This window comes from Nocardioides humi (assembly GCF_006494775.1).
GTDB classification, from domain to species: Bacteria; Actinomycetota; Actinomycetes; order Propionibacteriales; family Nocardioidaceae; genus Nocardioides; species Nocardioides humi.
Genome location: NZ_CP041146.1, coordinates 2,570,733 through 2,595,952, shown reverse-complemented (window position 1 = coordinate 2,595,952; position 25,220 = coordinate 2,570,733). Strand labels below are relative to the sequence as shown.

The 25,220-nt window shown below is 74.9% G+C and carries 19 protein-coding genes and 1 pseudogene; 13 read left to right on the top strand and 7 right to left on the bottom strand.

Annotation, left to right across the window (positions count from 1 at the left end):
* The first annotated feature begins 57 nt into the window (after positions 1–57).
* Together FIV44_RS12675 and FIV44_RS12670 are read left to right on the top strand one after the other, a co-directional pair.
* Positions 58–3,045: an MMPL family transporter gene (locus FIV44_RS12675; RefSeq protein WP_219996426.1), complete on the top strand. Its 2,988-nt coding sequence runs from the start codon at positions 58–60 to the stop codon at positions 3,043–3,045.
* Positions 3,042–3,629, top strand: a complete 588-nt coding sequence (locus FIV44_RS12670; protein WP_141004749.1) for a TetR/AcrR family transcriptional regulator — start codon at positions 3,042–3,044, stop codon at positions 3,627–3,629. Before FIV44_RS12675 ends, FIV44_RS12670 begins: the two co-directional genes overlap by 4 nt.
* Positions 3,630–3,727: 98 nt before the next feature.
* Here the strand turns inward: FIV44_RS12670 and FIV44_RS12665 are convergent, their stop codons facing one another.
* Complete coding sequence (locus tag FIV44_RS12665; RefSeq protein ID WP_141004748.1) at positions 3,728–5,314, bottom strand: adenylate/guanylate cyclase domain-containing protein; 1,587 nt, start codon at positions 5,312–5,314, stop codon at positions 3,728–3,730.
* Positions 5,315–5,362: 48 nt separating this feature from the next.
* Between FIV44_RS12665 and FIV44_RS12660 the strand changes: the two genes are divergently transcribed.
* Positions 5,363–5,872: a nuclear transport factor 2 family protein gene (locus FIV44_RS12660; RefSeq protein ID WP_141004747.1), complete on the top strand. Its 510-nt coding sequence runs from the start codon at positions 5,363–5,365 to the stop codon at positions 5,870–5,872.
* Positions 5,869–6,405, top strand: coding sequence for a PGPGW domain-containing protein (locus tag FIV44_RS12655; protein ID WP_141004746.1), 537 nt, complete (start codon positions 5,869–5,871; stop codon positions 6,403–6,405). The genes FIV44_RS12660 and FIV44_RS12655 overlap by 4 nt, the downstream gene beginning before the upstream one ends.
* 72 nt (positions 6,406–6,477) lie before the next feature.
* Here FIV44_RS12655 and FIV44_RS12650 read toward each other — a convergent pair whose 3' ends face one another.
* From FIV44_RS12650 to FIV44_RS12630, 5 genes are all read right to left on the bottom strand, one after another.
* The gene (locus tag FIV44_RS12650; RefSeq protein WP_141004745.1) at positions 6,478–7,716 is read right to left on the bottom strand and encodes an Ig-like domain repeat protein; all 1,239 of its coding nucleotides are present in this window, start codon (positions 7,714–7,716) and stop codon (positions 6,478–6,480) included.
* A complete protein-coding gene (locus FIV44_RS12645; RefSeq protein ID WP_141004744.1) occupies positions 7,713–8,342 on the bottom strand; it encodes a hypothetical protein in 630 nt (209 codons plus the stop codon). Before FIV44_RS12645 ends, FIV44_RS12650 begins: the two co-directional genes overlap by 4 nt.
* 181 nt (positions 8,343–8,523) lie before the next feature.
* A complete protein-coding gene (locus FIV44_RS12640; RefSeq protein WP_141004743.1) occupies positions 8,524–9,210 on the bottom strand; it encodes a response regulator transcription factor in 687 nt (228 codons plus the stop codon).
* A complete protein-coding gene (locus tag FIV44_RS12635) occupies positions 9,207–11,231 on the bottom strand; it encodes a sensor histidine kinase (protein ID WP_141004742.1) in 2,025 nt (674 codons plus the stop codon). Before FIV44_RS12635 ends, FIV44_RS12640 begins: the two co-directional genes overlap by 4 nt.
* Positions 11,232–11,420: 189 nt before the next feature.
* Positions 11,421–11,942: a hypothetical protein gene (locus tag FIV44_RS12630; protein ID WP_141004741.1), complete on the bottom strand. Its 522-nt coding sequence runs from the start codon at positions 11,940–11,942 to the stop codon at positions 11,421–11,423.
* Between the two features lie 118 nt (positions 11,943–12,060).
* On the opposite strand from FIV44_RS12630, the gene FIV44_RS12625 reads away from it, so the two are divergent.
* The 9 genes and pseudogenes from FIV44_RS12625 to FIV44_RS12580 all read left to right on the top strand — a co-directional run bounded on the left by FIV44_RS12625 (position 12,061) and on the right by FIV44_RS12580 (position 24,717).
* On the top strand, positions 12,061–12,645 hold the full coding sequence (locus FIV44_RS12625; protein WP_141004740.1) for a sugar O-acetyltransferase: 585 nt from the start codon (positions 12,061–12,063) through the stop codon (positions 12,643–12,645).
* Entirely contained in the window at positions 12,642–13,163 is a 522-nt protein-coding gene (locus tag FIV44_RS12620) for a patatin-like phospholipase family protein (RefSeq protein WP_141004739.1), read from the top strand. The genes FIV44_RS12625 and FIV44_RS12620 overlap by 4 nt, the downstream gene beginning before the upstream one ends.
* A gap of 1 nt (position 13,164) precedes the next feature.
* Positions 13,165–14,343, top strand: a complete 1,179-nt coding sequence (locus FIV44_RS12615; protein WP_141004738.1) for a TetR/AcrR family transcriptional regulator — start codon at positions 13,165–13,167, stop codon at positions 14,341–14,343.
* 32 nt (positions 14,344–14,375) lie between these two features.
* Complete coding sequence (locus FIV44_RS12610) at positions 14,376–14,627, top strand: type II toxin-antitoxin system Phd/YefM family antitoxin (protein ID WP_141004737.1); 252 nt, start codon at positions 14,376–14,378, stop codon at positions 14,625–14,627.
* Positions 14,628–14,826: 199 nt separating this feature from the next.
* Positions 14,827–15,045: a PIN domain-containing protein gene (locus FIV44_RS31335; RefSeq protein ID WP_219996425.1), complete on the top strand. Its 219-nt coding sequence runs from the start codon at positions 14,827–14,829 to the stop codon at positions 15,043–15,045.
* Positions 15,046–15,095: 50 nt separating this feature from the next.
* Positions 15,096–18,820: pseudogene (gene recC / locus FIV44_RS12600) on the top strand (exodeoxyribonuclease V subunit gamma).
* Positions 18,817–22,182: a UvrD-helicase domain-containing protein gene (locus FIV44_RS12590; RefSeq protein WP_246086937.1), complete on the top strand. Its 3,366-nt coding sequence runs from the start codon at positions 18,817–18,819 to the stop codon at positions 22,180–22,182. Before recC ends, FIV44_RS12590 begins: the two are co-directional and overlap by 4 nt.
* Positions 22,179–23,972 carry an exodeoxyribonuclease V subunit alpha gene (gene recD, locus FIV44_RS12585; protein WP_141004733.1) on the top strand — a complete coding sequence of 598 codons (1,794 nt, stop codon included), beginning with the start codon at positions 22,179–22,181 and terminating at the stop codon, positions 23,970–23,972. Before FIV44_RS12590 ends, recD begins: the two co-directional genes overlap by 4 nt.
* A gap of 145 nt (positions 23,973–24,117) precedes the next feature.
* Positions 24,118–24,717, top strand: coding sequence for an ACT domain-containing protein (locus FIV44_RS12580; RefSeq protein WP_425465172.1), 600 nt, complete (start codon positions 24,118–24,120; stop codon positions 24,715–24,717).
* Between the two features lie 9 nt (positions 24,718–24,726).
* Here the strand turns inward: FIV44_RS12580 and FIV44_RS12575 are convergent, their stop codons facing one another.
* The gene (locus tag FIV44_RS12575) at positions 24,727–25,173 is read right to left on the bottom strand and encodes a nitroreductase family deazaflavin-dependent oxidoreductase (protein WP_141004731.1); all 447 of its coding nucleotides are present in this window, start codon (positions 25,171–25,173) and stop codon (positions 24,727–24,729) included.
* Positions 25,174–25,220 lie beyond the last annotated feature (47 nt).

Sequence of the window (25,220 nt, the reverse complement as noted above, 5' to 3'; positions counted from 1 at the left end):
CGTGGCCCGCGCCACACTTCCTTGCCACTGGCAAGGAACCGGTTCTAGTTTCGCCCGGTGGGGACGACGCAGGGCGACCGGGCCGCGGGCTACGCGCGTCTCGCCGTACGGCATGCCGGGTGGGTGGTGCTCGCCTGGCTGGCGATCACGGCCGTGATGAACGTGGCCGTGCCGCAGCTGGAGGAGATCGCCGGGCGGGACTCCTCGCCCATGGTGCCGAAGGACGCCCCGTCGATGCGGGCGGTCGAGCTGATGAACGAGGAGTTCAGCAGCGGCGACAGCGAGAGCTTCATCGTGGTCGCGATGGAGCGGACGTCCGGGCTGACCAAGGCGGACCGCCGGTACGCCGAGGGGCTGGTCGCCGCGCTCGCCGAGGACGAGGACGACGTCGCGTTCGTCCAGGATGTCCGCGACCCCGCGCTGCGCCGGGCGCTCACCAGCGAGGACCGGCAGGCGCGCTACCTGCTGGTCGGCATCACCGGCGCGACCGGCGCGCCGTCGTCGCTGCGCCAGGTCGCCGCCGTCCGCGCCATCGTGGGCGAGCGCGCTCCCGACGGCCTCACCGTCGAGGTGACCGGCCCGACCGCGACCGTGGTGGACCTCGCGACCGAGACCGAGCACAGCGTCGTGCGGATCACCGTCGTCACCATCGGCCTGATCGCGCTGATCCTGTTCCTGATCTACCGCTCGTTCGCGATCCCGGCGCTCATCCTCACCGTCGTCGGGCTGGGCCTGGGGCTCGGGCGCGCGGTGGTGGCGTGGTGCGGGCTGCAGGACCTGTTCGCGGTCTCCACCTTCAGCGGCTCCTTCCTCACCGCGATCGTCCTCGGCGCCGGCACCGACTACGCCGTCTTCCTGGTCGCGCGCTACCACGAGCAGCGCCGGCTGGGCGTCGAGCCGGCGCGGGCCGCCGCGATCGCCGCGACCCGGGTGGGCTCGGTCATCGCGGGCTCGGCGGTCACCGTCGTCCTGGCCACCCTCGCCATGGCGCTCGCCGACCTCGGCTTCTTCAACACCACCGGGCCCGCGGTCGCGGTCAGCATCGCGGTCAACCTGCTCGTCAGCCTCACCCTGACTCCCGCCCTGCTCGCGCTCGCCGGCCGCCGCGGCTGGGCCGAGCCGCGCACCTCGAAGGCCGCGGGCGTGTGGCAGCGGGTCGCCGACGTCGTCGCCGCGCACCCGGTCCGGATGCTCGCCGCCTCGCTCGTGCCCCTCGCGCTGCTGGCGGCCCTGTTCCCCCTGGCCGACCTGTCGTACGACGTCCGCGACCCGCTCCCGCAGGACGCCGAGAGCAACCGGGGCTACGCCCTGCTCGCGCGGCACTTCCCGGTCAACGAGGTGCTGCCGGACTACGTCCTGGTGCGCGCCGACCACGACCTGCGCACCAGCAAGGATCTCGCCGTCCTCGAGCGCGCCGCCGCCGCGGTCGCCCAGCACGACGGGGTGGAGCTGGTGCGCGGCGTGACCCGCCCGCTCGGCGTACCCATCACGGAGGCGTCGGTCGCCCACCAGGCCGGTCTCGTCGGCGACGAGCTCGACCGGGCCAGGGGAGAGGTCGCCGAGGGCGCCGGTGGCGCCGAGGAGCTGGCCGACGGCGCGGGACGACTGGACGCCGGCGCCGGGCGGCTCGCCGCGGGCGCGGACCAGGCGGTCGACGGCGCCGGCCGGATCGCCGCCTCGACCCGCCGGCTGACCAAGGGCATGACGAGGCTGCTCGACGGCGCCGACGCCGCGATCGCCGGCACCGGCGACCTGCGCGCGGGTGCGGGCGGCCTCGCCGACGGGCTGGAGACCGCCGCCGACCAGGTCCAGGTGGCGGTCGACGGCCTCGCGCTCGTGTACGACGCCCTCGCCACCAAGAGCCTCACCTGCGGCCTCGATCCCGCCTGTCGCCAGGCGCGCACCGGCATCCGGCAGATCTGGGAGGCCGAGCGCGACCAGCTCCTGCCCGGACTGCGCCAGGCGGCCGCCGGGGCGCGAGCGCTGGCCGACGGTGGCGGCGAGCTCCGGACCGGCCTGCAGCAGCTGCGCGCCGGCCTGGCGCAGGCCCGCGACGGCAGCCGGCAGCTCGCCGACGGCCAGCGGGTCTTCGCCGACCGGCTCGGCGAGCTGTCCGCGGGAGCCGAGGAGCTCGCCGCCGGTGCGGGCCGGCTGCACGGCGGCACCCAGCAGGTCGCCGCGTCGTTGCCGGAGCTCGAGGACGGCCTCGAGGCCGCCGCCCGGCACCTCCGCGAGACCCGGTCCGCCGCCGACGACCCGGTGAGCGGCGGCTTCTACCTCCCGCCGGCCGCGCTCGAGGACCAGGACTTCGCCGCCGCCATGCGGCTCTACCTCTCCCCGGACGGCCGCACCGCGCGGCTCGCGGTACTCGGCTCCACCGACGCCTTCGGGCCCGAGGCCTCCGACCGGGTCGAGGACATCCGGACCATCGTGGCGACCTCGCTCAACGGCACCGCCCTCGACGGCGCCGAGGTCGTCACGACCGGCATGGCCAGCACCAACGCCGACCTGCGGCGCTACTCCCTGTCCGATCTCGAGGTGATCGCCGGCTTCGCGCTGGTGGCGGTCTTCCTCGTCCTGCTCCTGCTGCTCCGGAGCGTGGTCGCGGCGCTCGCGCTGATGGCGACGGTCGTGCTGTCGTACGTCGCCGCGATCGGCCTCTCGGTGCTCGTGTGGCAGTACGGCCTCGGCATCCAGCTGGACTGGACCGTCGCCGCGGTGGCGTTCGTGGTGCTCGTCGCGGTCGGCGCCGACTACAACCTGCTGCTGACCAAGCGGATCCGCGAGGAGGCGCCCGACGGCGCGGCGTCCGGGATCGCGCGGGCTACCGCCGCGACCGGCGGCGTGATCACCTCCGCGGGCGTGATCTTCGCGGTGTCGATGATGGCGCTGCTGGCGGGCCGCGTGACGACGATCGGCCAGGTGGGCTTCACGATCGCGGTCGGCCTGCTGCTCGACACCTTCGTGGTGCGCTCGCTGCTCGTGCCGGCGCTGGCGACCGTGCTCGGCCGGCGGCTGTGGTGGCCGCAGAAGGCCGCGCGATGAGGCACGGCGACCTGCGCCAGCGGCTGCTGCGGGCGGCCGAGCAGGAGATCATGGCCAACGGGCTCGCGCGGGCCAGCCTGCGCGGGATCGCGCGCCGGGTCGGCGTCTCCCACCAGGCGACCGCCCACCACTTCGAGGACCGCGCCGGACTGTTCACCGCGCTCGCCGTCGAGGGCTTCGACCTGCTGGTCTCCCGGACCCGTGAGGCGGTGGCCGGGGTGCCCGCGGACCGTGGCCAGCAGGTCGTGGCGTCGGCCGTCGCGTACGTCGAGTTCGCCGCCCGCCAGCCGACCATGTTCGACGTCATGTTCCGCCCCGAGCTGCTCCACGTCGACGACCCCCGGCTCCGCGCCGCCCGCCTCGCCCACCGGGCGCTGATGCTCGAGCTGGTCCACGCCGCGCAGGAGCAGGGGTGGGGCGCGTCGGTGCCCGCCGAGGAGCTGGCCACCCTCGGCTGGGCGGCCGTCCACGGGCTCGCCGTCCTCCAGCGCGACGCCCAGCTGACCGTCGTACCCGCGGGCGTGGATCTCGACCCGGCCCGCCTCCTCGCCCGGGTGGGTCAGGCGCTGGACGCGCTGGCCTGAACGCGGTTGCAGGAATCACCGCTTCAGCGGCGATTCCTGCAACTCCTGGACCGATTCTCTCGCTTCCCGCCCGTTGCAACGGTCAAGAAGCGAGGGAATCACCGCTTCAGCGGCGATTCCTGCAGCACCGCGAGCCGGGTCGGGGTCGAGCGGCCCCGCAGCGTGGTCTCGCCGTACGGCGCCCAGTGGGCGTCCTCGGGAGGGCCGGCGGCGGCGACGGTGTCCCAGGAGGCGAGGACGCAGCCGGGGACGTCCTTGGCGAGGTCGGTGAGCCGGGCGGCGGAGTTCACGGCGTCGCCGATGACGGTGTACTCGAAGCGCTGCTCGTGGCCCACGTTGCCGGCGACGACCTGCCCGGTGGCGACGCCGATCCCGGCGCCCACCTCCGGCACCTCGACGGCCAGCCGCGCGGCCGTCGCACGCGCCGCGGACAGCGCTGCGGCGGCATGGTCGGGGTGCTCCACCGGCGCGCCGAAGATGGCGAGCACCGCGTCGCCGATGAACTTGTTGACCAGGCCGTGGTGACGGTCCACCTCGTCGACGACCACCCCGAAGAACCGGTTGAGGACGGCGACCACCTCGGCCGGCCCGTGCTCGGTGGCGTACGTCGTCGAGCCGACCAGGTCCACGAACAGCACCGAGCACACCCGGGTCTCCCCGCCGAGCTCGATCTCCCCGGCGCCGAGCGCGGCGGCGGCCGCCGCGACCTCCTGGCCGACGTGCCGGCCGAACAGGTCGCGGATCTGCTCGCGATCGCGCAGGCCGTGGACCATCGAGTTGAAGCCGCTCTGCAGCTGCCCGAGCTCGGTGCCGTCGTACACGACGATGTCGGTGTCGAGCCGGCCGTGCTCGACCTCCTGCATGGCGTCGCGCACCGAGAGCAGCGGCGCGACGACGGAGCGGGCGTTGAGGTCGGTGAGCAGGAAGCCGAAGACCAGGACGATCCCGCACACGATGATCGTGACGACGGCGAGCTGCGCGAGCGTCGCGTCCGAGCCGGCGGGGGTGAGGGCCAGGATGGCGGTGACCATGAGGCCGATCAGCGGGGCGCCGGTCCCGAGGGTCCAGAAGATCGCCATCCGCGGGCCGACGCCGACGCCACGCACCCGCTGGGTGACCTTCACGTCGGCGAGCGCCCGGGCCGCGATCGGGCGCAGCGTGAACTCGGTGAGCAGGTAGGCGATGCCGGACACCACGACCGCGCCGATCCCCACCGTGAGGCCGGTGCCGACCGCGCGCGACGGCTGCAGCAGCACCGTCAGCACCGTGAACAGGATCGTCCCGACCAGCCAGATGAAGAATTGCGCGGACGTCAGCGACAGCGGCACCCGCAGCGCCTGCGCCCGCTGGCTGCGGTCCGGGTCGACCTCGGGCTGGGTGGCCCAGCGCAGCGCCCGCAGCGAGGACGTCGTCCCCCAGACCGCGCCGACGACGGCGGCCAGGACGACGTACGTCGGGATCGCGATCGCGAGGGCGAGCACCATCGCGTGGTTGGGCGCGGGCGAGGGGATCGCCCAGGTGTTGACGACGAACACCACGAGCGCACCGACCAGGTTGGTCGTCACCAGCATCGCCGTCAGCAGCACCTGGATCCGGACCCGCAGCTGCCGCGGCCCCTGGTCGCGCGGGCCGAGGATCCGCGAGCCGAACGGGCTCCGGCGTCTGGAGGCGGTCCCGCGCGGCATGGCCCGAAGCGTAGTGCCGACGTTGGGCCGACCTGATTGGATCGAGTCATGATCGCAGCGCCCGTCTTCGCCGCCGAGGAGATCATCGAGGCCTACGCCGCCTTCCACGAGCAGGTCGCGGGCTTCACCGCGACCGGCGAGTGGGAGGGCTATGCGGAGCTGTTCACCCCCGACGCCGAGTACGTCGAGCACGCCATGGGCACCTTCCGCGGCCGCGACGAGATCCGGGACTGGGCGGTGCGCACCATGACGTCGTACCCGGGCCGGATGATGACCGGCTTCCCGATCTCCTGGCAGGTCGTCGACGCCACGCAGGGCCGGCTGGTCTGCGAGGTCCTCAACCCGATGCCCGACCCCGGCGACGGGACCATGCTGACCGAGCCCAACATCACGATCATGACGTACGCCGGCGACGGGCTCTTCTCCCGCGAGGAGGACGTCTACAACCCGCTGCGCTTCCACACGATGGCGCAGCGCTGGGCGCGGATCGCCGCCGAGCACGGCAACGCCGACGAGGACGTGCTGTCCTGGCTCGACCGCTTCGGGGGTGGCCGGTGACCGGGGCCGCGAAGCGGCTGGCGCTGGAGGTCGTCGGCTGGGTCCTGGTGCTCGCCGGCATCGCCGCCCTGGTGCTGCCCGGCCCGGGCCTGCTGCTCCTGTTCGCCGGCCTGGCCGTGCTCTCCCAGCAGTACGAGTGGGCGGAGCGGATGCTCGAGCCGGTCCGGCTGCGGGCGCTGCGCGGTGCCGCGGAGGGCGTGGAGACCTGGCCGCGGGTGATCCTCTCCACCGTCTTCGCCCTCGGCATCGGGGTGTTCGGCGTGATCTGGCTGGTCGGCCCCGATGTCCCCGGCTGGTGGCCGATCGCCGACCGATGGTGGCTGATCGGCGGGCCCTGGACGGGCGTCACGCTGCTGGTCTCCTGCGCGATCGCGCTCGCCCTGCTCGTCTACTCCTTCCGCCGGTTCCACGGGAAGCCGGAGGCCGTCGCCGCCCTGGAGGGCGAGATCGACGAGGCGACGGAGGACGCGCGCGAGGAGCGCGAGCGGCTGCGGCACCGGATGGACGAGCGCCGGCGCCGCGAGGACGACTGAGCCGGCGCGACCCCGCGCGACCCGGCGCGACGACCGGGGACGGTCGCCGCGCCGGGGCCGGTGGCGGACCGCTCAGCGCACGGTCGCGCGGACCTTCGCCGTGCTCGCCGCCACGACGGCGCTGCCCTGGTAGCCGACGGTGAGCTTGACCTTGCCCCGCGGCAGGCCGCGCAGCACGATCGTGACCCTGCCGTTGCGGAGCTTGGCCTTCCCCACGACCTTCTTCCCGCGCCGGACGACGATCTTGCCGGTCGCGACCTCGGCCGCGCTCACCGTGACCAACAGCTTGACCTTGCCGTGGGCGCGGGACCTCGCCTTGGCGCTCACCACGGAGGACGCCTTGGCCGCGGGCGGCGGCACCGGCGCCGGGCCGTCGTTCGCGGGCGTCCGCTCGATGACGACGGGGCTCGAGGTGGCCGGCGTGCCGGCGTAGTGCGTCCGGTGCGGGACCGAGGCGTAGTGGATGCTGCGGCCGGCGTCGGCCGGCCTCACGACGTACGACGCCTCCTCCTCGTCCTCGATCTGCTCGCCGTCGCGGTACCACCGGTGCTCGATGCGCGTCGGGTCGGGGGTGAAGGCGGCGGGTGTGGCGGTGAGCGTCTCGCCGGTGCGCGGCGTCCCCGAGATCGAGGGCGGCCGCTGGACGGAGAACGTGCCCTCCCGGACCTGGTAGGTGAGCGTCGACTGCCGGGCGTTGCCGACCGGGTCGGTCGTCGTCACGGTGACCGTGTGTGAGCCGGGGGTGCTGGTGTCGAGCGGTGCGCCGTCGGCCACGCTGCCGTTGCAGGTGGCCACGCCGGAGTGGGCGTCCCAGCAGCCGAAGCCGTTGACGACCCGCTGTCCCAGGGCGTACTCGGCGTTCTGCGCCAGGTGCGGCGCGAAGGTGATGGTCGGTGCGACCCGGTCCACGCCGACCCAGATCCGGGCCTCGGCGCGGTTGCCGTTGCCGTCGAAGGCGGTGATGTCGATCTGGGTCGAGCCCTCGTTGCTGACCGGCAGGCTTCCCCGGCGGCCCTCGAACACGTCCTCGAGCTCGGTGGCGCCGGTCATCCGGTACGACACCTGGCTCACGCCGGAGCTGGCGCCGCCGCCCGTGCCCTCGTCGCTGACGAGGACCGTCACGGTGCGGGGGCCCGGGAACCAGCCGTCGACGCCGCCGGTCGGGTAGTCGAGGTGGATCGTCGGCGGGGTCTGGTCGATCGGGCCGGGTGGGGGAGTGGGGTCCTCCGGGTCGACCGGCTGAGCCGCCGCCGGGGTGGCGACGAGCACGGCAGCGGCGGCCAGCAGGGCGATGGTGCGGGTCCTTCTCATGACAGGTCCTCCTTGACGATGCGGCTGCGGCTCAGCGAGAGCCAGCTGCCGACGAGCACGAATCCGGGCAGGGCGACGAAGGGCAGGCCCGGTACGCCGGTCGCGGCGACCGCGACGAAGGCGAGCAGGCAGACCAGGCCGGCGAGGACGGCCGGTCCGCGGGTGACCAGGCCCTCGCGCAGGCCCATCCAGGCGATGCCGCCGAGGGCGACGGCGAGCGGGAGCGCGGCGATGAACGGACTGAAGTCGTTCATCACGTAGTAGGTGTAGAGGCCCGCGTCGTCGTAGGTGCCCTCCTCGATCGCGCCGTGCAGGTAGTTGCCGAGCGCGCCCTTCCAGCCGTAGGCCAGGGTCAGCGTGCCGGCCGCGGCGACGGCGCCGAAGGAGACGATCGAGGCGCCGATCGACCAGTCGTAGCGCTGGCTGACGTGGCGGCGCCACACGGCGGCGAAGACCAGCAGGGCGGCGACGCAGAGGAAGCCGCCGAAGCCGCCGATGCGGAAGGGCAGGTGGTCGAGGTCGGGGATGTCCCGGACCGAGACGGTGTAGTCCCCGGACGCCTCACCGGCGGGCCGCTGGTCGGTGAAGAGCGTGCCGACCATGCCGAGCAGGCCGGCGGCGCTCATCCACAGCGGCCAGGCGCGGAAGCGGGGGAGTCCACGGGCACGGGCGTGCCCCGTGGATCGGTGGCGAGTGACATGAGGAGTGGCTCTCTCGGGAGCGGCGCGCCGGCGCCGTCCGCCGTGCTCTACGGCGGCGTCCTCACCCTCGTCCGCGCGGCAGCCCGGCCGGCAGGTGCAGGCGTCCTCAGTACGCCGGGTCGCCGCCCTCGGGCCGGCTGACCCCGATCCCCGCCTCGCGCGCCTTGACCACCAGCGCGGCCCGGTCGTTCACGTCCAGCTTGGTGAAGACGGCGTACACGTAGTTGCGCACCGTCTTGGTGGTGAGGACCAGCATCCGCGCGATGGTGGCGTTGTCGTGCCCGCGCGCGACCAGCTCCAGCACGTCCCGCTCGCGCTCGGTGAGCTCGGCGAAGACGCCGCCGCGCACGCTGCGGGCGCCGGTCAGGTAGTCCATCGCCCGCCCGGCGACCTGCGGCCCGAGCATGACCGCCCCCGCCGCGACCGCCCGCACCGCGCTCTCGATCTCCTCCGGGTCCGCGCCCTTGACGAGGTAGCCCCGCGCCCCGGCGCGCATCGCGCCGAACAGCGCCTCGTCGTCGCCGAACATGGTGATCACCAGGACCCCCGTCTCGGGCCGCCGGCGCAGGATCTCGCGGGTGGCGTTCGCCCCCGACCCGCCGGCCAGGTCGAGGTCCATGAGCACGACGTCGGGTGCCGTCGTACCGACGACCTCCACCGCCTCGTCCTCCCCGGCCGCCTGGCCGACGACCGCGAACCCGGACTCCTCGAGCAGCGAGGCCATCCCGATCCGGAAGACGGGGTGGTCGTCGACCACCACCACCCGGATCGGATCCGTCGCGGGTGTCGTCATGGCAGCACCATCCTCACTCGGGTTCCCGCGGCCTCGCCGCGCGGCTCGACCACCACGTGCCCGCCGAGCTCGTCGGCCCGCTCCCGCATCGAGACCAGGCCGACCCCGCCGCGCGGCGAGCCGGCGATGCCGCAGCCGTCGTCGGTGACGTCGAGCAGGACGGCGCCCTCCGGCGTCGTGGTGACCAGGACGTCGACCGTGCCGGCCCGGGCGTGCCGGTGGGTGTTCATCAGCGCCTCCGTGGCGACGTGGTAGATCGCGATCTGCTGCCGGGTGTCCAGCCCGGTCGCCTCCACCCGGGTCCGCACGCCCAGGCCGGCGCCCCGGAAGCGCTCGGCCAGCACCTCCAGCGCCTCGCCGAGGTCGCCGTCGTCCAGCTGCGCGGGCAGCAGCGAGCGCGCCAGCAGGCGCACGTCCTCGGTACGCCGGGTCAGCTCCGCGCGCATCCGGTCGATCAGCTCGGACGCGCCCTCCGGGTCGTGCCGGAGCCGGCGCTGGGCGGCGGCCAGGCCGAGGCCGACCCCGGCGAGCGCCGGGCCCATGCCGTCGTGCAGCTCGCGCCGGAGCATCCGCCGCTCCTCGTGGCGTACCTCGCCGAGCCGCTCGGACGCCGCCCGGAGCCGCAGGTTGGTCTGGGTGAGGTCGAGGCCGAGCGCCAGGACGTCGGACAGCGAGGTGAGCACGCGGACGGTCCGTCCCTCCAGGCGCTGGCCGGGCGCGGCCTGGGCGGTGAGGTCGCCGACGTGCCGGTCGTCGACCACCAGCCGGAGCGTCACCTGCCGGTCGGGCTCGATCCCGGGACGATCCGGCCCGGCGCTCGCCACCACCCGCGGCTCGTCCGCGGAGACGACCTCGACCCGGCCCAGCCGCAGCCCGCCGCGGACGGTCTCCACGAGCGCCGGCAGTACGTCGCGCGCGCCCCCGCGGACCTGCCGCCCGAGCTGCGTCAGCAGCTTCACCGGGTCGGCGGCGCCGCCGTGCACCAGCTGGTCGACCCGGCTCTGCAGCCACTGGCGCAGCGGGTGGATGACCAGCGCCAGCCCGGCGACGACGACGGTGCGGATCGCGTCGTCGCTCATCGGCAGCAGCCGGCTGGTGACGCTGACGAGGGTGACGTAGAGGACCACGACCAGGGAGGACAGCAGCCCCCACACGGCGAGCCGGGGCACGGCGACGTCCAGCCCGCGGTCCCAGGTGCGGAGCACGACGACCACCACGGACAGGCAGAGCAGCAGCTGGGCGACGGCGACGACGGGGATGCCCAGCGGCTCGGCGACGCCTCGCCACCACGACTCCGGCCAGAACTGGAGGATGGCCATGCCGACGAACATCAGCGTCACGGCCAGCGCCAGCACGCCGTACGCCCGCGCGCCGTCGCGGGGCTCCTGCCGCCACTGGCGCACGACGTCGACCACGGCGAGCAGGCCCACCGCCGCCGACACCCACAGGCTCGGCCACACCAGATGCCCGAGCAGCGGGCCGAGGGCGGTGTCGTCGAGCGCGAGCGGGTTCTCCGGCGCGCCGTCCTGCTGGCTGGTCGCGCTGAGCAGCATGATCACGGCGCTGACCACGACGCCGGTGGCCGCGAGCGCGCGTCGTACGGGCGTGAGCCGGTCCGGGCGCAGCAGCCACGGCAGCACGGTGATCGCCAGGAACCCGCCCGGCGCGGACAGCCACGCCGACGCATGCACGGCCAGCCCGGCGCCCGGCAGGCCCGGCCAGGTCCAGGCCGCGAAGCTCCAGGCCAGCGCCGCGGCCGACGCCGCGAACCCGATCCCGATCACCGCCGTGAGCCGGCCGACCGGGTGGTCGCCGTGCTTCACGATCAGCGCCGAGGTCGGGCCGGTGGTGGTCGCGACCAGGAGGTAGAGCACGAAGTAGCTGCGCTCGGCGTACCACGGCACCTCGTCGAAGGGCGCGTCGGCGGCGAGCGTCAGCACGACCGCCACCACCACGAGTCCCCAGGTCGTCGCCACGATCCCCAGGGCGACGCCGGGCCGGCGCCCGACGCGCTTGTCCATGCCCGGCATTGTGCTGGATCGGACGGCCCGGCGGGCAAGGTCCGCAGTCCTCGATCGGCCGGGCACCGCTTGTGGCGGTCGGGGTGCATGGATCCCCGGACATCCGGGGATCCATGCGCTTGTCAGGTGTTGCAACGCCTGACAAGCGCATGAACCGCCCGTCCGCTGTGACGGTTGGGACGCGAGTGATCAGCCGATGTCGACGGCGATCCGGAACCCGCCGTCGCGCGGGTCGACCTGGAACCCGCCGTCGTCGCCAGCGGTCCCGCTGACCACCTCGTGGCCGAGCCCGGGCGGCTCCTCGCGCGCGACGTCGTACCCCTCGACGCCGGCCAGGGCGCTCGCGTAGTGGTCGAGCACGGCGACGGCGTCCTGGTCGGTGGCGTAGTCGACGGTCTGCACGCTCCCGGTGTCGTCGGACACCGCGCACAGGACGGCGCCTGCGGGCGGGTCGGGCCAGCCGGCGGGCAGGGCGGCATCGGCCAGGTCCGGCTCGCCCCAGGCCAGCGGGAACGCGCCGGCGCACTCCTCGGGGACCCCGGAGTCCTCCTGGGCGTCGGCGAGATCCTCCCGGGCGTCGTCGACGTCGCCGAGCTCGTCGGAGGCGGTGGGACGGGCCTCGGGGCCGTCGTCGTCGCCGCAGGCGGAGAGCGCGAGCATCCCCAGGACGGCGGTGATGGTCGCGGCGGGGCGCGCGATGGTGGTGAGCATGTCTCTCCTCGTGGCGTAGGGGCATGGGGCGGTCGACAGCAGAGCCTCCGGCGGCGGACGGCCCGGCATCGAGAGGCCGTCGTCCCCGATCCGCCGGGTCGTCGGGCAGGCTGGACCCATGACCGGACGAACCGAGCCCGACGGCCGCACGATGCGCGAGCGGATGGACGCCGGCGACCTCTACCTCGCCGACGACCCCGAGCTGATCGACGCCCATGTCCGCGCGCAGGAGCTGACCGAGGCCTACAACGCCACCGGCGTGGGGGAGCGGGAGCGTCGTACGACGATCCTGGGCGAGCTGCTCGGCGCGATCGGCGAGGAGACCGCGATCCGTCCGCCGCTGCGGGTCGACTACGGCACGCAGATCCGGATCGGCGCGCGGTCGTTCGTGAACTTCGGCCTGGTCGCCCTCGACGTCGCGCCCATCACCATCGGCGACGACGTGCAGATCGGCCCGCACGTCCAGCTGCTCACGCCTCTCCATCCACTGGAGGCGGGCCTGCGGCGCGACAAGTGGGAGAACGCGCTGTCGATCGCGATCGGCGACAACGTCTGGCTCGGCGGCGGCGTGATCGTCTGCCCCGGCGTGACGATCGGCGCCGACACCGTCGTCGGCGCCGGCTCGGTCGTCACCCGGGACCTGCCTGCCGGCGTGCTGGCGGTCGGCAGCCCGGCCCGGGTGGTGCGCGAGCTGCCCGCATGACCACGCTCGTCGCCGCGCTCGCGGAGCGCCGTGCGTCCGGAAGCGGGCCCGGGCAACGCAGTGACGGGCTCCGGATCGCACTGGCGATCGAGGGCGGCGGCAACCGGGCGGCGTACTCCGCCGGCATGGCGCTGGCCCTCGACGAGGCCGGGCTCACGCGTGCCTTCGACGATGTCTACGGCACGTCCGGCGGGGCGCTGAACGCCGCCGGCACCCGCCGCTCCGACCAGCGCGCCGCGCCGCCCTCGCGAGTCGAGCGAGTGCTGCTGGCGCCGTACTTCCTGCGGCACGGACGGGCCGCCGGCGTCGCGCACGTCGGCCGGCACCGGACGTACGCCGAGGACGACCTCCGGCTCGCCGAGGGCACCTCCGCCGAGGTACCCACGCTGGTCGAGGTGCGCCCACCACCCGGCTCGCCGGACGTGGCCCGGCTGACCAGCGACCTGGGCGCCATCGACACCGCGACCGAGCACGGCCGCTCGGCGATGAACGCCTTCCTCGACCGGCTGCCGGGCTGACATGACCGACCTCGCTCCCCAGCGCAGGCCGCGCGACCGCAAGCAGCAGATCGTCGCGGCGGCGGCCCGGCAGTTCGAGCGCGCCGGGTTCCACGACGTCGCGGTCGCCGACATCGCCGCGGAGGTGGGGGTCACCGCGTCGGCGCTGTACCGCCACTTCCGCGGCAAGTCCGGCCTGCTCGCCGCGGCGGTCGAGCAGGAGATCGACCTCCTCGAGCAGGCGTACGGCGGCGCGGCCGACCTGCCGCTGCTGCTGGACCACGCGGCGACGCTGCTGCTGGGGCCCGGGCGCCCCGGGAGCGTGTGGCAGCGCGGGCAGTTCTTCCTCGAGCCGGATCGGGCCGCGGAGCTCGAGGCGCGGTACCTCGCCGCGCTGCAGCCCCTGCGGCGCGCGGTGGTGGCCGCCGCCCCGGCGACGGGCGACGCCGACGCCGACGCGTTGACCTGGGCGGTCCACACCGTCCTCACCACCGGCCGGGCCTTCGAGCGGGCCCGACTGGACCGGGACCGGGCCCGCACGCTGATGGTCGGCGCCGCGACCGCCGTGGCCGACCTGGGCACGCTCCTGCCCGCCGGGGTCGTCCCACCGGGGACCGCCGCCGCTCCCGGCCGGGGCCTGCGCCCGGCGTCCCGGCGCGAGGCGGCGCTCTCGGCCGCCGTACGACTCTTCGCCGAGCGCGGCTTCCACGCCGTCGGCATGGACGACATCGGCGCCGCGGCGGGCATCTCCGGGCCGACGCTCTACCACCACTTCCCGAGCAAGTCGGCCCTCCTCGCCCACGTCCTCACCCGCTGCCTGGACGCCCTGCAGTTCGACCTGTCCGGCGTCCTGTCCGCCACCGACGACCCGGTCGAGGCGCTCGAACAGGCGCTGGCGTCGCTGGTGCGGATCAACGCCGCGCAGGGCGACGCCCTGGCCGCGCTGTTCACCGAGATCGTCCACGTCCCCGAGGACGAGCGGGCGCCGATCCGCCGCATGCAGCAGGACTACGTCGACGAGTGGGTCGTCCTGCTCGTGGCCTGCCGGCCCGAGCTGACGCGCGCGGACGCCCACGCCCTGGTCCGCTCGTCCCAGACGGTCGTCAACGCGATGCGGCTGCGCCTGCCCCTCGCCGAGGCGGACCAGCGGGACGCGCTGCTGCGGATCGGGCGGGCGGTGCTGGGGACTCGGCGTAGGTAGATTCAGGTAGACAAAAGTCGTCAGATGGCTCCATGAAGTCGATCACCGTCGCCGAGCTCCGGCAGAACCCGACCGAGGCGCTGCGCGACGTCGAGTCCGGTGAGACGTACGTCGTGACGCGTCACCGGCGCGAGATCGCCCGCCTGGTGCCGCCGGTGGCGGACGCGGAGCTGATCCCCCCGCGGGCGCGGACCGGCTCGCGTCTGACGGAGCGGCCACGACGGCGGTTGCGGACCGCGGGCTCGGTCGAGGAGCTGCTGGAGGCGATGGAGTCCGACTGGTGACGAGGTACTACCTCGACACCTCGATCGCGGTCCATGCGCTGCTGGGCTCGCGGCGCGCGGAGGAATGGTTCGATGCGGTCACGGCCGATCCCGCCGACACGTTGGTGTCCTCGCGGATCCTTCGCGCGGAGCTCACCCGGGGCTGCGGAGGGAGGACATACCCGTCACCGAACGGGACGCCGTTCTCGACCACGTCGCGATGATCCTGCTCACGGAGGGGATCCTGACCGGTGCCGAGGCGATCGCCGACCACGTCAGGACCCTCGACGCGGTGCATCTGGCCTCGGCGATCGCCTGCGGTGCGGAGACCGTCGTCGTCACGCACGACCTGAGCCTGCGAGCGGTCGCCGAGGGGCTGGGGTTCCGGGTGCACGATCCGCTGCTGGACGACGGAGACCGCGGCGGCAGTGCCGGCTGACCGGTCTCGCTTCGGAACCGTCGGACCCCACCACTAACGTCGGGGCCGACATGACCCTCCACCTGCACCGCGCCGCGCGGACCGACCTGCTCGCCGACGAGCTCGGCGGGCTGCTCGCGACGCCGCTGGCCGACCCGTTCGCCAGCGAGGTCGTGGTGGTGCCCGCGAAGGGCGTGGAGCGCTGGCTCACCCAGCGACTGTCCCACCGGCTCGGCGCCGGCCCGGCCGGCGGCGACGGCGTCTGCGCCGGGGTGCGCTTCCTCCAGCCCGCCTCGCTGGTCGGGCTGCTGGTGGGCGGCACCGGCGGTTCGTCGGGTGTCCCGCGCCCCGGGCACGCACCTCGCGGCGTTGCCGACGCTCACGAGACAAACCCGGTCTCGCTTCGCGCCGGCGCCTTGCGAGGCACGCACCCGGAGCACGGCCCACCATCGACGACCCCCCGGCGACGCCCACCCGGCCGCGACCGCGACGACCCGTGGCACCCCGACCGGCTGGTCTGGCCGCTGCTCGCCACCATCGACGACTCCCTCGACGAGCCGTGGTGCGCGACCCTCGCCACCCACCTCGGGCACGGTCTCGACGGCGAGGAGGGCGAGCTGCGCCGCAGCCGCCGCTGGTCGGTCGCGCGTCGGCTCGCGCAGCTGTTCACGTCGTACGCCGTCCAGCGGCCGGCGCTGGTCCGCGACTGGCGCGCGGGGCGCGACACCGACGGCGCGGGCGCGCCCCTGGCCGAGGACCTCGCGTGGGAGGCCGAGCTGTGGCGGCGGCTGCTGCGCCGGATGGCGGACGCCGGCCACGTCGAGCCGCCCGACGTCCGCCACGAGCGGGTGTGCGCGGCGCTGCGGTCCGGCGAGGTCGACGGTCTGGACCTGCCCGACCGGCTGTCGCTGTTCGGCCACACCCGGCTGCCCGAGACCGAGATCGACCTCCTCGTCGCGCTGGCCGCGCACCGCGACGTCCACCTGTGGCTGGCGCAGCCGTCGGCGGCGCTGTGGGACGCGGTCGCCGCGGCCGGCGTCGAGGTCGGGCCGCGGGACGCCTCGGCCTCCGCCGAGCTGGCCCGGCATCCGCTGCTCGCCTCGCTCGGCCGCGACGCCCGCGAGCTGGCGACAGTGCTGGGCGCGCGGGTGCGTGCGGGGGAGGCTGAACCCGAGTCCCCGGATTCCCCGCTGCTGCGCGCCACCAGATGGAGCGTTGGCGACGTTGCCGACGCTCAACAGTGCAACCAGACTGCCGTCGCGCCGGACGCCTTGCCACCGCACGCATCTGGCGGCGCTCGCGACGCGGCCAATCCGGGGACTCGGGTTGTCGACGCCGGCGCGGCGCCCGACCCGGCCGCGCCCGACGACCTGCTCGGCTGGCTGCAGGCCGACCTGCGCGCCAACCGCGCGCCCGCGGAGGAGGAGCGCAGGGATCGGGTCCTCGCCGCCGACGACCGGTCGGTGCAGGTGCACGCCTGCCACGGCCCGGCCCGCCAGGTCGAGGTGCTGCGCGAGCTGCTCGTCGGCCTGCTCGAGGACGACCCGACCCTCGAGCCCCGCGACATCGTGGTGATGTGCCCCGACGTCGAGACCTACGCGCCGCTGATCTCCGCCGGGTTCGGCCTCGGCGAGCTGATCGGAGAGCAGGCCGATCCGCGCGGGCCCGGAGGATCCGAGCTGCATCCGGCCCACCGGCTCCGGGTCCGGCTGGCCGACCGGGCGGCCAGCAGCACCAACCCGCTGCTCGCGGTCGCCGTGGTCCTCGTCGAGCTCGCGGGTGCGCGGGCGACCGCGTCGCAGGTCCTCGACCTGCTGTCCCGACCGGTGTGCCGGCGCCGGTTCGGGTTCACCGACGACGACCTCGCCCGGATGACCCGGTGGGTCGCCGAGGCCGGGGTCCGGTGGGGGATCGACGCGACCCAGCGCTCGGCGTACGCCATGGACGGCTTCGAGCACAACACCTGGCGCGCGGGGCTCGACCGGCTGCTGCTCGGAGTCGCGATGAGCGACGACGACCACCGCCACGTCGGCCGCGGGCTGCCCGTCGACGACATCGCCAGCGGCGAGATCGAGCTCGTCGGCCGGCTGAGCGAGGCGGTGGCGCGCCTCGGCGCGTGCCTGCGCGCCCTGGACGCGGCGAGTGTCGCCGATGCGTGGTTCGCGGCGATCATCGAGGGCGTGCGCGACCTGTGCGAGGTCGACGAGGACGACGCCTGGCAGCTGCCCCAGTTCGAGCGGGAGCTGGCCCGCGCGCGAGCCAGCGCCGACGAGAGCGACCCGGACGTGCCGCTGCGGCTCGCCGACGTCCGGGCGCTGCTCCAGGCGCGCCTGGCCGGCCGCCCCACCCGTGCCAACTTCCGCACCGGCACGCTCACCGTCTGCACCATGGTGCCGATGCGGTCCGTGCCCCACCGGGTGGTCTGCCTGGTCGGCCTCGACGACGGCGTCTTCCCGCGTACGACGGGCGTCAACGGCGACGACGTCCTCGCCCGCCGGCCCCGCGTCGGCGAGCGCGACCTGCGCGGCGAGGACCGCCAACTGCTGCTCGACGCGATCCTCGCCGCGGGGGAGCGGCTCGTGATCACCTACACCGGCGCCGCCGAGCACACCGGCCAGGAGCGGCCGCCCGCGGTGCCGCTCGGCGAGCTGATCGACGCGCTCGATCGCACCGCCGCGGAGCCGGTGCGGTCGCGGGTCGTCGTCCGCCATCCGCTGCAGGGCTTCGACCCGCGCAACCACGTCCCCGGCGAGCTGGTCGGAGCCGGGCCGTTCAGCTTCGACCGGGCCTCGCTCGCCGGCGCGCGGGCGTCCGTGCGCGAGCGGACGCCGGTGCCGCCCTTCCTCGGTGAGCCGCTCCCCGCCCGCGCTGTCCAGGACGTCTCGCTCGCCGATCTCGTCGACTTCGTCCACCGTCCGGCCCGGGCGTTCCTCCGCGGGCGGCTCGACGTCGCCACGCCGTTCGAGCCCGGCGAGGTCGCCGACGCGATCCCGGTCGATCTCGACAACCTGGAGAAGTGGGGGTCGGCGACCGGCTGCTGCGCGCCGTCCTCTCCTCCGACGACCCGGCCGCCACCGGCGAGGCGGTGATGCTCGCCGAGCAGTTGCGCGGGACGCTGCCGCCGTTCGGGCTCGGGTACGGCACCCTCGCCGACGTCGTCCGCGACTGCCAGGCCCTGCTCCAGCAGAGCGCGCCGCTGCGGGCCGCGCCCGGCCGCAGCATCGACGTCGACGTCGACCTCGGGGGCGGCCGTCGCCTCACCGGCACCGTGCCCCGCGTCCACGGCAACCAGGTCGTCGACCTCACCTACTCCCGTCCCGGCCCCCGCCAACGGCTCACCGCCTGGCTCGCGGTGGTCGCCCTCAGCGCCAGCCACCCCGACGAGAACTGGACCAGCCACGCCATCGCCCGCGCCCGGGGCGGTCCCCAGCGCGCCCTGGCCGGTCCGCTCGACCACCGCGCCGCCGAGTGGCTCGCCGCCGTCGTCGCGCTCTACGACGAGGGCGCCGTCCGTCCGCTCCCCATCCCGCTGCGGACCGCGCACGCCTGGGCCGAGGCCCGCGCCCGAGAGCTGCGCGGAATGGACGTCGACCCGGTCGAGGCCGCGGCCAAGGCCTGGACGACCGACCGGTTCCACCCTCTCGGGATCAAGGGCGAGGACGACGACGCGATCCACCGCCGGATCTGGGGCCACGACGCTCCCGTCTCGGTGCTGATCGACGCCGGCCTGCCGTCGTACGCATGGGCGCTGTGGGAGCCGCTGCTCTCCGGCGCCGAGAAGGTGGGACCCTTGTGATCCCCTTCGACATCCGCGGCCCGCTGCCGACCGGCACCACCCTGCTGGAGGCGAGCGCCGGCACCGGCAAGACCTGGACCATCGGCGCCCTGGTGACCCGGTACGTCGCCGAGGAGGGCGTGCCGCTGGAGCAGCTGCTCGTCGTCACCTTCGGCCGGGCGGCGAGCCAGGAGCTGCGCGAGCAGGTACGCCGCCAGCTGGTCGAGGCCGAGCGCGCGCTCGCCGGCATCGACCTGGCCGAGGCGGCGCGGACCGAGGTGATCGAGCAGATCCTCGACTGCCCGCCCGACGAGCGGCGGCTGCGCCACCGCCGGGTGGCCCAGGCGCTCGCCGACTTCGACGCCGCGACCATCGCCACCATCCACCAGTTCTGCTCGCTGGTGCTCGAGTCCCTCGGCGTGGCCGGCGACACCGACGCCCGCGCCCGGCTGGTCGAGGACCTCGACGACCTGCTGGTCGAGGTGGTCGACGACCTCTACCTCCGCGCCTTCGCCCAGCTCCCCGACGGCACCGCTCCCGCCTTCACCCACACCGAGGCGCTCGCCATCGCGCGCGCGGTCGTGGGCGACCCGCAGGCCGTCCTCGAGCCGGCCGGCCTCCCGCGCGAGGACCCCGCCGGGCGCCGGGTCGCCTTCGCCACCGCCGTGCGCCGCGAGCTCGACCGGCGCAAGCGCCGCCTCGGCGTGCTGTCGTACGACGACCTGCTGAGCCAGCTCGCCGAGGCGCTCGCCCACCCCGACTCCCCGGCCCGGGCGCGGATGCGGGCGCGCTGGCGGATCGTGCTCGTCGACGAGTTCCAGGACACCGACCCGGTGCAGTGGCAGGTCTTCGACCGCGCGTTCACCGGGCACGCGACGATGGTGCTCATCGGCGACCCCAAGCAGGCGATCTACGCCTTCCGCGGCGGCGACGTGACGACCTACCTCACCGCGGCCGACACCGCCACCACCCGCCAGACCCTGGCCGTCAACCGGCGCAGCGACGCCGGGCTGATCGCCGGCTTCGGCCACCTGCTGGGCGGCGCCGAGCTCGGCGATCCGCGGATCGTCGTCCACGACGTCGAGGCCCACCACCGGGAGTCGCGGCTGGTGGGGGCGCCGCGGCCGGCGCCGTTCCGGATGCGGGTGGTGCGCCGCGAGACCTTCCGCAAGCGGGGGTCGACCGCGCTCCCGGTCGCCCGGGTCCGGCCCCACATCGCCCGCGACCTCGCCCACGACGTCCGGGCGCTGCTCGCCGGCGACGCCACCTTCGACGGCCGGCCGCTGCGGCCCAGCGACGTCGCCGTCATCTGCTACCGCCACGCCGACCTCGCCGCCGCCCGCGCCGCCCTCCAGGAGGTCGGCGTCGCCGCGGTGATCGCCGGCGGCGGCAGCGTGTTCGCCACCCCGGCGGCGGTCGAGTGGCTCTCGCTGCTGGAGGCGTTGGAGCAGCCGCACCGCACCGCCCGGGTCCGGGCCGCGGCGCTCACCTGCTTCCTCGGGTACGACGCCGCGACCCTCGACGCCGGCGGCGACGAGCTGAGCGACGAGCTCGGTGACCGGCTGCGGTCGTGGTCCGAGGCGCTCGGCCGGCGCGGCGTCGCCGCCGTCGTCGAGGCCGCCACCTCCGGCGGGATGCCGGAGCGGCTGCTCGGCCAGGTCGGCGGCGAGCGCACCCTCACCGACGTCCGCCACATCGGCGAGGTCCTCCACGAGGCCGCGCTGCGCGAGCAGATGGGTGCCGTCGCCCTGCTGGCCTGGTTGCGGCAGCAGGTGCTCGAGGCCCGCGAGGGCCGTGGCGCCGAGCGCACCCGCCGGCTCGACTCCGACGCCGCCGCGGTGCAGCTTGTGACCATCCACGCCAGCAAGGGCCTGCAGTACCCCGTCGTCTACCTCCCCTCCCTCGCCGACCGCTGGGTCGGCAAGCCCGACAAGCCGCTCTACCACGACGCCGACGGCCGGCGCTGCCTCGACGTGGGCGGCTCCGGTCCCGACTGGGCCGACCACGTGCGCCGGTGGACCGACGAGGAGAACGGCGAGTGGCTGCGGCTGCTCTACGTCGCCCTCACCCGGGCCCAGAGCCAGGTCGTCGCGTGGTGGGCGCCGACCCGCAACGCCGAGGCCTCGCCGCTGCACCGGCTGCTGATGCGCCAGCCCGCCGCCGACGGGCCGGGCCTGCGCGGGGACGTCCCGGTCGGGCCGCCGGTGCCCGACGAGGATGCCGCGACCGCGCTGTTCGCGACCTGGCGCGACCGCGGCGCCTTCGTGCCCGAGGTCGCCGAGCCCGCCGCCGACCTGCCGGCGGTGCCGCGCGACCCGCCGGCCGCGATGGACGCCCGGGCGTTCACCCGCACCGTCGACACCGAGTGGCGGCGCACGTCGTACTCCGCGCTGAGCCGGGTCGAGCTCGGTACGCCGGTCCCCGGCGTCGGCAGCGAGCCCGAGGTGGCGGCCAAGGACGACGAGGCGCTGGGCGACCTGCCGGCCGTCTCCACCGTCCGGGACGAGGATCCCGCGCTCGCCGTACCCTCGCCGATGGCCGCTCTCCCGGTCGGCGCGACCTTCGGATCGCTCGTCCACGCGGTGCTCGAGCACGCCGATCCCACGGTGCCCGACCTGCGCGCCGAGCTGCTCGAGCACATCGACGAGCAGCTCACCTGGTGGCCGGTCCCGCTCGATCCCGAGGAGCTCGCCGACGCCCTCGTGGCCGTGCTCGACACCCCGCTGGGGCCGATGCTCGACGACACCACGCTGCGCGTCGTCGGGACCGCGGACCGGCTCTGCGAGCTGGACTTCGAGCTGCCGCTCGCGGGCGGCGACCACCCCGCGGCCATGTCGTCGGGTGTCGACGAGGTGCTGCTCGGCGACATCGCCCGGCTGCTGCGGGCGCACCTGCCCGCGGGGGACCCGGTCCGGGCGTACGCCGACGCCCTCGACAACCCGCTGCTCGGGGGACAGGTGCTGCGGGGATACCTCACCGGCTCGATCGACGTCGTCCTCCGGCTGCGCCCGGCGGGCGGCGGGGCCGGCGGTGATCCGCGCTATGTCGTCATCGACTACAAGACCAACTGGCTCGGGCCGGCCGACGAGCCGCTGACCGCCGGGTCGTACCGACCGGCCGCGCTCGACGAGGCGATGGGCCATTCCGACTATCCGCTCCAGGCCCTCCTGTACGCCGTCGTGCTGCACCGGTTCCTGCGCTGGCGGCAGCCCGGGTACGACCCGGCGCGGCACTTCGGCGGCGTCGCGTACCTCTACCTGCGCGGCATGTGCGGCCCCGACACCCCGCGGGTCGACGGCAGCCCGTGCGGGATCTTCACCTGGCAGCCGCCGGTCGCGCTCGTGCTCGCGCTGTCCGACCTGCTGGACGGGAAGGCATCGTGACCGAGATCTTCGAGCCCACCTCGGCCCACGACCCCCGACTGGCCCGCGGCGTGGACGGACAGCTGGGTGCGTTCAACGCCGCGGGCGTCGTCGACGCCGCCGACGTCCGGGTGGCCGAGCGGGTCGCCGCCCTGGCGGGGGAGGACGACGAGCGGGTGCTGCTCGCCGCCGCGCTCGCTGTCCGCTCCGTGCGGGGCGGGTCCGTCGGCCTCGACCTCGACGCGCTGCCGGACCTCGCGGACCTGCCGGGCCTGCCCGACCTCGCGTGGCCGGACCGCGCCGACTGGGTCGCGGCGATCGAGGCGTCCGCGCTGGTCGCGTCCGAGGTGCTCCACGTGGAGCACGACCTGGTCTACCTCGACCGCTACCACCGGCTCGAGCGCCAGGTCGCCGACGACCTCGCCGCGCGGATGGAGCTCGGCCCGCCGGCGGTCGACGACGGCGTGCTGACCGCGACCCTGCAGCGGGTGAGCGGGCACCACCTGAGCCCGGAGCAGGCGGCCGCGGTCGAGCACGCCGCCCGGCACCGCACGACCGTGCTGACCGGCGGGCCCGGCACCGGCAAGACCACCACCGTGGCCCGGCTGGTGCTCGCGCTGGCCGACCAGTTCGCGCTCGCCCACGAGCGGCCGATGTCGATCGCGCTCGCGGCGCCGACCGGCAAGGCGGCCACCCGGCTGCAGGAGGCGGTGGAGGAGGAGCTGTCCGACCTCGGCGCGCTGGGCGACGGACCCCACCAGATCACCGCCCCGCGGGGGCTGACCCTCCACCGGCTGCTGGGCTGGCGCCCCGACAACGCCACCCGGTTCCGGCACGACCGGGCCAACCGGCTCAAGTACGACCTGGTCGTCGTCGACGAGGCGTCCATGGTCGACCTGACCATGATGGCCCGGCTGCTCGAGGCGGTGCGCCCCGACAGCCGGCTGGTGCTGGTGGGCGACCCGCGCCAGCTGACCTCCGTGGACGCCGGTGCGGTGCTCTCCGACCTCGTCGCCGGCTTCGCCGCCCACCCGGACTCCCCGGTCGCGGCCCTGACCGAGAACCACCGCTCCACCGAGGAGATCAAGGGCCTGGCCGCCGCTCTGCGCGACGACTCGCCGGACGCCGCGGACCGTGTGCTGGAGGTGCTCCGGGCCGGCACCGGCGAGGTCACCTGGGTCGAGACCGACGACCCGGTCGCCGCCCTCCAGGCCGAGTGCACCGCCGCCGCGCTCCGGATCCGCGCGGCCGCCGTCGATGCCGGGCCCGAGGCCGCGCTCGCCGAGATCGAGGCCTTCCGGCTGCTCTGCGCCCACCGCGACGGCCCCTACGGCGTCCGGGTCTGGAACCGCCACGTCGAGCAGTGGCTCGCCGCCGAGCTCGGCGTACCCCTCGGCTCCGCCTGGTACGCCGGCCGCCCCCTCCTGGTCACCAGCAACGACTACGCCCTCGACGTCTACAACGGCGAGACCGGCGTCGTCGTCACCGACCCCGTGGGCCGGCCCCGGGCCTGGATCGCGGGCGCCGGAGCACCCCGCCCGTTCGCCCCCGCCCGGCTCGACGCGATCGAGACCATGCACGCCATGACGATCCACAAGAGCCAGGGCAGCCAGGCCACCCGGATCGCCGTCCTGCTCCCCGAGGAGGACTCCCGCCTGCTCAGCCGCGAGCTCTTCTACACCGCCGTCACCCGCGCCCGCGAGAGCCTGCTCGTCGTCGGCTCCGAGGCCGCCGTACGCGCTGCCGTCACGACCACCGCCCAACGCGCCACCGGCCTCCGCCGCCGCCTCACCACCTCCCGCGAGGTGTGAGCTCTGCACGCGCGAAGTGCGAGGTTTGCACGCGCGAAGTGCGAGGTTTGCAGGCTCGAGGTGTGAGTCCTGCCGCCCGGCCCAACCGGTGGGCCCCGCAACCGGCGCGAAACCTGGTCGGGTTAGTGTCGAGACCATGCCGTTCCTGCTGCGCGTGCTGCTGCCCGACGTCCCCGGTTCGCTGGGCCGCGTCGCCACGGCCATCGGTATGGCGGGCGGCGACATCGAGGCGATCGAGATCGTCGAGAAGCGCGACGACGGCACCGCGGTCGACGACGTCCTGCTCGAGCTGGACCAGGGGATGATGCCCGACTCGGTCGTCTCGGCCTGCAACCGGCTCGACGACGTCGAGGTGCTCTTCGTCAGCCGCTACCCCGCGGGCGGCAACCTGATGATGGACCTCGAGGCGGTCGAGGAGCTGACCGCCTCGCCCGACGACGCCTTCGACAAGCTGATCGACCTGCTGCCCGCGACCTTCCGGGTCGACTGGGCCACCCGGGTGCACCGCGCGAAGGGCGTCGTCTACGGCACCAGCGCCGCCCCCGACGACTTCGAGTTCGTCGAGATCGAGAGCCCGACCCGCCTGGAGTCCCCCGAGGACGAGGTCACCCTCTTCGCCGCCGCCCGCCTCGACGGCAACGAGATCGTCGTGATCGGCCGCCGCGGCGGCCCGGAGTTCGCCGACTCCGAGATCGCCCGCCTCGGCCACCTCTGCGGCTTGGCCGTCACCATCGCCAACAGCTGACCGCGCCCGTCACCCCTCGACCGGCTCCAGGAGGAAGAGGGGGATCTGGCGGTCCGTCTTCTCCTGGTACGACGCATAGGTCGGCCAGGTCGCGACGGCGTGCTCCCACCACCGCTCCCGCTCCTCGCCCTCGGCGATCCGCGCCCGGTAGGCCTTCGGCTCCGGCCCGTCCTGGAGGTCGACGACGGGGTGGGCGACGAAGTTGGCGTACCAGCTCGGGTTGTCCGGGGCGCCGCCCTTGGACGCGACCGCGGCGTACACGCCGTCCCTCTCGACCCGCATGACCGGGTTCTTGCGCAGCTTGCCGGACCTCGCGCCGACGCTCGTGATGACGACGATCGGGTCCTTGCCACCCTGGAGCGTGTTGGCCTCGCGGCCGCCCGACGCCTCGTACGCCGCGACCTGGTCGCGAACCCACTTCGTGCTGCTCGGCTCGTACTCACCTTGAAGAGTCATGACGTCACAAGACCACGCGGTCGGCGGCTATTCCAGAGCGGCTAGCG

Excerpts from the sequence above, each read along its gene's own strand:
- FIV44_RS12670 (WP_141004749.1), top strand. The coding sequence starts at position 3,042 with ATGAGGCACGGCGACCTGCGCCAGCGGCTGCTGCGGGCGGCCGAGCAG.
- FIV44_RS12665 (WP_141004748.1), bottom strand. The coding sequence starts at position 5,314 with ATGCCGCGCGGGACCGCCTCCAGACGCCGGAGCCCGTTCGGCTCGCGG.
- FIV44_RS12660 (WP_141004747.1), top strand. The coding sequence starts at position 5,363 with ATGATCGCAGCGCCCGTCTTCGCCGCCGAGGAGATCATCGAGGCCTAC.
- FIV44_RS12650 (WP_141004745.1), bottom strand. The coding sequence starts at position 7,716 with ATGAGAAGGACCCGCACCATCGCCCTGCTGGCCGCCGCTGCCGTGCTC.
- FIV44_RS12645 (WP_141004744.1), bottom strand. The coding sequence starts at position 8,342 with ATGAGCGCCGCCGGCCTGCTCGGCATGGTCGGCACGCTCTTCACCGAC.
- FIV44_RS12640 (WP_141004743.1), bottom strand. The coding sequence starts at position 9,210 with ATGACGACACCCGCGACGGATCCGATCCGGGTGGTGGTGGTCGACGAC.
- FIV44_RS12635 (WP_141004742.1), bottom strand. The coding sequence starts at position 11,231 with ATGGACAAGCGCGTCGGGCGCCGGCCCGGCGTCGCCCTGGGGATCGTG.
- FIV44_RS12630 (WP_141004741.1), bottom strand. The coding sequence starts at position 11,942 with ATGCTCACCACCATCGCGCGCCCCGCCGCGACCATCACCGCCGTCCTG.
- FIV44_RS12625 (WP_141004740.1), top strand. The coding sequence starts at position 12,061 with ATGACCGGACGAACCGAGCCCGACGGCCGCACGATGCGCGAGCGGATG.
- FIV44_RS12620 (WP_141004739.1), top strand. The coding sequence starts at position 12,642 with ATGACCACGCTCGTCGCCGCGCTCGCGGAGCGCCGTGCGTCCGGAAGC.
- FIV44_RS12615 (WP_141004738.1), top strand. The coding sequence starts at position 13,165 with ATGACCGACCTCGCTCCCCAGCGCAGGCCGCGCGACCGCAAGCAGCAG.
- FIV44_RS12610 (WP_141004737.1), top strand. The coding sequence starts at position 14,376 with ATGAAGTCGATCACCGTCGCCGAGCTCCGGCAGAACCCGACCGAGGCG.
- FIV44_RS31335 (WP_219996425.1), top strand. The coding sequence starts at position 14,827 with ATGATCCTGCTCACGGAGGGGATCCTGACCGGTGCCGAGGCGATCGCC.
- FIV44_RS12575 (WP_141004731.1), bottom strand. The coding sequence starts at position 25,173 with ATGACTCTTCAAGGTGAGTACGAGCCGAGCAGCACGAAGTGGGTTCGC.